Source organism: Vibrio sp. Vb1127, assembly GCF_033338735.1.
In the GTDB taxonomy this organism is placed as follows: domain Bacteria; phylum Pseudomonadota; class Gammaproteobacteria; order Enterobacterales; family Vibrionaceae; genus Vibrio; species Vibrio alginolyticus.
Genome location: NZ_JAWOTF010000007.1, coordinates 246,940 through 254,311, shown reverse-complemented (window position 1 = coordinate 254,311; position 7,372 = coordinate 246,940). Strand labels below are relative to the sequence as shown.

Sequence of the window (7,372 nt, the reverse complement as noted above, 5' to 3'; positions counted from 1 at the left end):
TGGAGGCGCCTCCCGGAGTCGAACCGAGGTCCACGGATTTGCAATCCGCTGCATAGCCACTCTGCCAAGGCGCCTTTTTATTACGCTTCAGGGCTCTACCCCGTTGCGTTGGTGGCTACTTTACGGATTGAGAGAAGATAGTCAAACAAAAACATTTCATTTTCTGTTCGTTTGATTTCTTTTAAGTCAATTCGACCAAAGTTCGATCTTATTGGCTTAAAACGAAGCAATATAAATCTCGCTTTCAGTTCGTTTTGTCCCATGAAACATTAAGGCGTTTAATAGTTGCTGACCCTTTTTAGCAATCTTCCCACAACATTAGGGTGATAAGACCAAGTGTGATCAAACATCGACATTAATGCAGGATTTCCGTATTTCGATAAGCTAATCGCGTGAAAACGGTTTTTCTTCGCTTTGAGCGCATCCACTTTGGCCAGTAACTCGTCTTGTTGTTTTGGCGCGATAAAGTCGGAAATGACTACCATGTCTGCGTTTTTATATTTATCACCGCTCATCAAGTCGATAGATTTAATCAAAGTTGGCTCTAAGTCTGTACCACCATGGAAGCTATAAGTTAGAAAGTCCGCCGCCTCGCGCAGACCATCTTGTTTGGTTAGTTCGTAGGTAATGTGTTCCGTAGAAAAAATAATGACATAGCAATCACGTTGCTCCGCTAGTGCGATTTGCATCAGAGCATAAGCCATGGCTTTGGCGCATTGCTCAGGAAAGCCACTCATGGAACCGGACGCGTCCACACAAACAATGAAGGGGCCTTTTTCGATATCTACCGCTTTATGGTCAGGTCGGTGAGCTTTAACTTTACGTAACGTGCGCGATTTGCCTTGTGTACGATAGTTCATGAGCCGTTTATCAACTAAGTGTTTATAGAACACAACTTCAAGTTCAGGATACGCCAAAAACATCGTTTCGTTGGGAAGTAGCTTATTTAGATCATCGCTTTCGTGAATACCGACAATATCATCCGTCGCCTCATCACTTTTCTCTTCGACCAATTGAAGTTCTTCAGTGGGCGCACGATTTAGTTCAGGATCATTTACTTGCCCCGCCATACGACCGAGTTGCTCCGCAATTTCTTGCAAGCCTTGGTGCTTCTTCAGAAACTCAGCATGGCGTTTCATCACCGTTAAGTCTATTTTACTCAACTTGGCAGATGCCATATCCCACAGGCGCCCTACACTTTCAGCGTCACCCGACTCCGTGACTTTATCCATATTACGCATGGTTTCCATACGTTGATACAGGTCATTCAGCACCTTTTCTTTATTGGCTTCAAGCTCGCTTACTTGCGCTTGTTTTATAGCATCGGTGAGGCTTTTGTACCATTGATCACAAAAGTAATGAGGGAACATAGGGTTATTCATCCCTTTGTTCTTTTCCATCATTCGGCGAGCTTGCATGTAAAACGCAGAGTGCCATTCCAGCTTTTTAATCACATCTTCGATGTTTTCAAAAAACGCCTCTTCATCCCAATGAATAACCTCTTGATATAAAGACAGCTCTTGTTGGAAACGCTCTGTCTCACATACCTTGGTGATCCGTTTTTTGACGCTGCCTCGCCACTTTAACAAGTGACCTTTGACCGAAGATTTAACACCTCGGTTTTCTGCCATCATCATGACTTGTGAACGAGCCATCAAATCATTAACTGCGCTATCGATGATGCCGGAGTCGGCCACCATCAGCGCGAGGTTAAGTCCGTCTGCACCTAGCATGTCGTCTCCTTATGAGAAAAACTGATTTAAGTTTTTAAAGCGTTGGATAACTTTTTCACTTTCTGCTTGGATTGATTCAAGTCTCTGACTGACCTGTTGTAGACTCGACTCCATAAGGCGGGGTAGTTCAGGATCAACAAAGCTATGCGGAAGCGCATCATGAAAGTTCGCTTTCACCTTGCGCATATGGTGTTCTGCCTCACTAAGCTGATTTACGGCTTTTTCGCTCTGCGTTAACCACTTTTGGTAAAGCTCTACATCCAAGCCCTCTTGAGTCACTAGGCTAACCAAAATGCCTCGGTTCGCGATATCACGGATAACTAGGTTATTCGCCGCGTCAACATCAAATCGTAAACGGCACATGTTGGTGTTTTGATTGACGTAACCATACACATCACCGCTTCCCTCTTTAATGACTCGATCTAACTCATCTTTGGGTACATAAACCCAGCGGCTATCACCTTTTTCTGATTCTGAAACCGACATGTTGCTTTGCAAGACAACCAATTTAACTAAGTTAACGGCTGCGCCAACTTTGTACATCTTGGCTTTAGAGGTATCAAAGCGCATGGTTTCTTTACGCAAAATACCCGTGGCCGCTTCAGACGTTAACGTCATGCGGTAGGCATCTTCTAGTTCATGTTGGACATCAACCAAAGACTCACGGCAGTACTCGATTTCCTGCTCCGCGTCTTGTTGATCAAATGCATGTTTTAAGGCGAACTCTTGAACCACTTCACGTACCACATCTCGCGATTCAGGACTGTTCCATAAACAATCTTGCAGCAGTAAAAGGTCAAGCGGATTTATTTCATCGCGACCATTAAAAAACGCGCTCGCTTTTAACAACTTCACGGCTTTCTTCCAGCGGCGGTCAGAGACATACATATCGGTATTGGCCACATCACCAAACTGAGCTTCAACTTTGCTTTCTAACATCGTTTTAAGCTGGAAAAGCTTTTCGAATGCATTGTCGGTTAACGTCAATTTGTCGAGCTGTTGTTGCCATTGATGATATTCTTCATCAGTTATCGCTAGGCCTTCTGGTACTTGTGCCTCTTGCGATGTGCCCACAGTCAACATCGACTTAAAGTTTTGTTTATTCTGAATTCGATTCACAAACACACGCACCAACATGCGGTCGTAGAGCGCATCCAATCCACTATCTTCATCGGGTAATTCATTGGAAGCCGATACCAACAAGCGCATTGGCACACGCTCGATATCGCTGCCATTTTTGAATGTTTTCTCATTAACCACTGTCAGCAATGTATTAAGAATTGCAGGGCCCGCCTTCCAGATTTCATCCAAAAATACGACTTGTGCAGTTGGCAAATACCCTTTAGTTAAGCGAACATAACGGCCGTTGTCTTTTAGCTCTTGGATACTCAGTGGCCCAAACACCTCTTCAGGGGTTGAGAAGCGCGTCATCAGGTATTCGAAGTAACTGCTGTTATCGAACGCTTGGATGAGTCGTTTGGCAATTAAGCTTTTTGCAATACCAGGGGGACCTAAAAGAAAAACACTTTCACCAGCAAGTGCAGCAAGAAGGCAGAGCTTGATCGTATGTTCACGCTCATAAACGCCATCCGTTAACGCTTTCGCCAATTTATTGATGCGTTCTGAGAGAAGCGCTTTTTCGGCATTTGAGGTAAATAAGGTTTGTGTCATACGTTCTCCGGCTGCTGAAGTGGTATTGCGTTAACATTTTTATACACTTGTTATAACTTTGTTACAAATGTATTTTGTCGAATTCCCCTTATAGCAGATGCTTTTCCCCTTCTTGACGAAGCAATCAAAGTTTCCATTTATGAGACATTGCTCACTTAAAGTGCAAACGCTTTCGTCGTGTTGCAGTATTTTTTGCTTTTGTTTCCCACCATTTGTGGTTAATGTCGAAAAACGTCAAAAATGCGGTAACAGCTAGGGTTTATAACTGCATGAGCAAGATAATTCATAAATGGAAGCAAATTTCTCTGATTGAAGAAGACGTTGTGCTTCCTACAGGACAGGCAATTACGCACACCACAATCCATCATCCGGGTGCTGCGGTGATTCTCCCTATTACAGCGGAGGGTCACATTGTCCTTGTCCACCAATTTCGGCCTTCACTTAATAAATGGCTATTGGAACTTCCTGCTGGTACCAGAGAAGGCAACGAAGAGCCACTCTGCTGCGCCAAAAGAGAGTTAGAGGAAGAAACTGGGTTTAGTGCAGAGAAATTCACGTCTCTCGGCCAAGTCACCCCTCTTGCCGGATTTTGTGATGAGATACAGTATCTATTTGTTGCCGAAAAGCTCAACAAAACAAACCGTTACGAGTGCGATGAAGACGAAGTGATTGAGGTCGTCACCTTGTCAATCAAGCAACTCGAAGAAAAGATTGTCGATGGCACGATCACCGATGCCAAAACGATCGCTTGCTTAAGCAAAGCGCGCCTTTGCGGATATATTTAGGACTTTGACCAAGGAGACATTCATGGATTTTCGATCAGATACCGTTACACAGCCCACCCAAGCCATGCGAGAAGCCATGTTTAAGGCCCCCGTTGGGGATGATGTTTATGGTGATGACCCTACGGTCAATGAGCTTGAAAAATTTGCTGCGCAGCTTGCTGGTTTCGAAGCAGCTTTGTTTACCACTTCAGGCACTCAAGCCAATCTGCTCGGTTTAATGGCGCATTGCGAGCGGGGAGATGAATATCTATGTGGGCAACAAGCACATAACTACAAATACGAAGCTGGTGGCGCGGCGGTTTTGGGATCAATTCAACCTCAACCAGTCGAAAATAACCCAGATGGCACGCTACCATTTGATAAACTGGCTGCTGCGATTAAACCAGATGATTGTCACTTTGCTCGCACTAAGCTTCTCAGCTTAGAAAACACAATTAATGGTAAAGTACTACCTCTGTCTTACTTAGCAGAAGCACGTGACTTCGTGAATAAACATAACTTGCAGATGCATCTAGATGGCGCTCGCGTTTTTAACGCAGCCGTTGCACTTGATGTTCCGGTAAAAGAGATCGGTCAGTACTTTGATTCAATGACGATCTGTCTGTCGAAAGGTCTGGCTGCCCCTGTTGGCTCGCTACTGCTTGGTAGCAAAGACTACATCGCAAAAGCACGTCGCTTAAGAAAGATGGTCGGCGGTGGTATGCGTCAAGCGGGTATTCTTGCCGCAGCAGGCAAACTTGCCCTTACCGAACAAGTGGAACAGCTAAAACAAGATCACATCAACGCAAAAACCTTAGCGGAAGGTTTAGCAGAACTGCCTGGTTTTTCAGTCAACCCTGAATTTGTTCAAACGAACATCGTGTTCGCGAAGCTTGCTCCTCAAGTGGACATAGTAAGTATCGCTGCGAAACTAAAGGAACAAAACATCACGATAACCCCTGGAAATCCAATTCGTTTTGTAACTCATAAAGATATTTCAGCGAAAGACATCGACACTTTCTTATCAAGTATAAAATCTCTACTTTAATTTGATTTTGATCATTGAGCTTCCCCTAAGGGGAAGCTTTATTGTATCGGCATGATTTTTAGCGAATAGATAACCTCCATGCTCAGATTTGTACTTCTAATCTCTTTTATTTTCTCTTCCGCTATCCATGCCGAGCCGTTTGGTGATGCTGATAAAGGTAAAATCAAATCACCTAGCTGTGTCTATTGTCACGGTGTTACAGGCATCGCAACGAACAACACCTATCCAAGCCTTGCTGGTCAAAATGCTCAGTACCTTTACAATGCAATGAAATCTTATCAAGCCGGTGAGCGTAAAGGGCCACTTGCAGAAATGATGGCAGCACAGTTAAAAATGTTAAATGATGAAGACCTTCGTGATGTCGCTGCTTTTTATGCAGAACAGACAGAAATCAAGTGATTAGATCACCTGTAGATGTACTATGAAAGCTCGTGAATCATCCAAACTCAACGCATATTGAAACATTAACCCAACATTCGACCACAAAACAATCAAATTAACTTCACTTCAAATATTTGATGAATTTATAGTTCAACATAAGCATTAATATTGACTTTTTATTCTATTTTATCGATATTTCATGCTTTATTGAATTTGACGTGAAGTAAGTTATGTCTCACACACATGCGCAACCAGCAGACTCGGTTGCTACCCCTAAGTCGTGGCAGATGCCAGATACCCTCATTTTGATCTTCATTGTTGGTATTCTTGCTGCGATTCTTACCTACTTAATTCCTGCTGGTCATTTTGATAGCCAACAGGTGACCTACATGGTAGACGGTGCAGAAAAAACTCGCACAGTTATCGATCCTTCTTCTTTCTCTTATGCAACCGACGAAAACGGTGAACTGGTTTACAACAAGGTTGGCCTGTTTGCTTCTGGTGGTGGCATTGGTCTGATGAACTTCCCTTTCGAAGGGCTAGTTTCTGGCTCTAAATGGGGCAGCGCAATCGGCGTGATTATGTTCATGTTGGTTATCGGCGGTGCTTTCGGCGTTGTAATGCGCACAGGCACAATCGATAACGGTATCCTGCGCCTTATCGATAAGACCAAAGGTAACGAAGCGCTATTCATTCCAGTGCTATTTTTGCTGTTCTCGCTAGGCGGTGCGGTATTTGGTATGGGTGAAGAAGCCGTAGCGTTTGCGATTATTATCGCGCCGCTTATGGTTCGCCTTGGTTATGATGGTATCACTACGGTAATGGTTACCTATGTTGCGACTCAAATTGGCTTTGCTACTTCTTGGATGAACCCTTTCTCCGTCGCTATTGCGCAAGGCATTGCGGGAGTACCTGTTTTATCCGGCATGACAGTGCGCATGGGGTTATGGGCTGGCTTTACGTTAATCGGTATCGCCTTCACCATGATCTACGCCGCTCGCGTGAAGTCAAATCCTAAACTTTCTTACAGCCATCGCACAGACCAGTATTTCCGTCAGCAAGAGCTTGGCAATCAAGATTCTCGTTGGAACCTAGGTGACACACTCGTTATCTTTACAGTTATTGCGACCACGGTGTGGGTCGTTTGGGGCGTAGTCGCTAACGCATGGTACATCCCAGAAATCGCGTCTCAATTTTTCACTATGGGCTTTGTTGTCGCGATCATCGGTACGATTTTTCGCCTGAACGGTATGACGCTAAACTGCGCAGCTGATGCATTTAAAGAAGGTGCAGCTATTATGCTTGCACCTGCCCTGTTAGTGGGTTGTGCAAAAGGTGTATTGTTGATCCTTGGTGGTGGTACAACTGATGAAGCGAGTGTACTGAACTCAATTCTAAACAGTGCTGGCGGCGTGATTAGCGGGCTTCCTGACGTGGCTGCGGCATGGTTAATGTATGTATTCCAATCTATCTTCAACTTCTTCGTCACTTCGGGCTCTGGACAAGCGGCACTAACGATGCCTCTACTGGCCCCTCTGGCAGACATTGCAGGAGTTACGCGCCAAGTGGCAGTTTTGTCATTCCAACTTGGCGATGGCTTTACTAACGTTATCGTCCCTACTTCGGCATCTCTCATGGCAACGCTTGGTGTCTGCCGTATCGACTGGGGTGACTGGGCAAAATTCTGCTGGCGATTTATTCTATTACTCTTTACCCTATCAAGTATCGTCGTTATCGCAGCTCATATTATGGGTTTTGCGTAAAACGAAGCCAAT

6 protein-coding genes and 1 tRNA gene are annotated in these 7,372 nt (G+C 44.6%); 4 read left to right on the top strand and 3 right to left on the bottom strand.

Features of this window, described 5'->3' with window-relative positions:
* From R7H07_RS12510 to R7H07_RS12500, 3 genes are all read right to left on the bottom strand, one after another.
* Positions 1–74: transfer RNA gene (locus tag R7H07_RS12510), tRNA-Cys, on the bottom strand.
* Between the two features lie 204 nt (positions 75–278).
* The gene (gene viaA, locus R7H07_RS12505) at positions 279–1,733 is read right to left on the bottom strand and encodes an ATPase RavA stimulator ViaA (protein ID WP_206958881.1); all 1,455 of its coding nucleotides are present in this window, start codon (positions 1,731–1,733) and stop codon (positions 279–281) included.
* A gap of 9 nt (positions 1,734–1,742) precedes the next feature.
* Entirely contained in the window at positions 1,743–3,404 is a 1,662-nt protein-coding gene (locus R7H07_RS12500) for an ATPase RavA domain-containing protein (protein WP_005375980.1), read from the bottom strand.
* A 269-nt stretch (positions 3,405–3,673) separates the two neighbouring features.
* Here R7H07_RS12500 and R7H07_RS12495 point away from each other — a divergent pair, with 269 nt between their 5' ends.
* The 4 genes from R7H07_RS12495 (at position 3,674) to yfcC (ending at position 7,360) form a co-directional block, all read left to right on the top strand.
* Positions 3,674–4,189 (top strand): NUDIX hydrolase, encoded by a 516-nt coding sequence (locus tag R7H07_RS12495; RefSeq protein WP_005375979.1) that lies wholly within the window; start codon positions 3,674–3,676, stop codon positions 4,187–4,189.
* Positions 4,190–4,211: 22 nt separating this feature from the next.
* A complete protein-coding gene (ltaE, locus tag R7H07_RS12490) occupies positions 4,212–5,216 on the top strand; it encodes a low-specificity L-threonine aldolase (protein ID WP_042520986.1) in 1,005 nt (334 codons plus the stop codon).
* Positions 5,217–5,294: 78 nt separating this feature from the next.
* Complete coding sequence (locus R7H07_RS12485; RefSeq protein ID WP_017633643.1) at positions 5,295–5,615, top strand: c-type cytochrome; 321 nt, start codon at positions 5,295–5,297, stop codon at positions 5,613–5,615.
* 212 nt (positions 5,616–5,827) lie between these two features.
* Positions 5,828–7,360 (top strand): putative basic amino acid antiporter YfcC, encoded by a 1,533-nt coding sequence (gene yfcC / locus R7H07_RS12480; protein WP_080996212.1) that lies wholly within the window; start codon positions 5,828–5,830, stop codon positions 7,358–7,360.
* Positions 7,361–7,372: the final 12 nt, after the last annotated feature.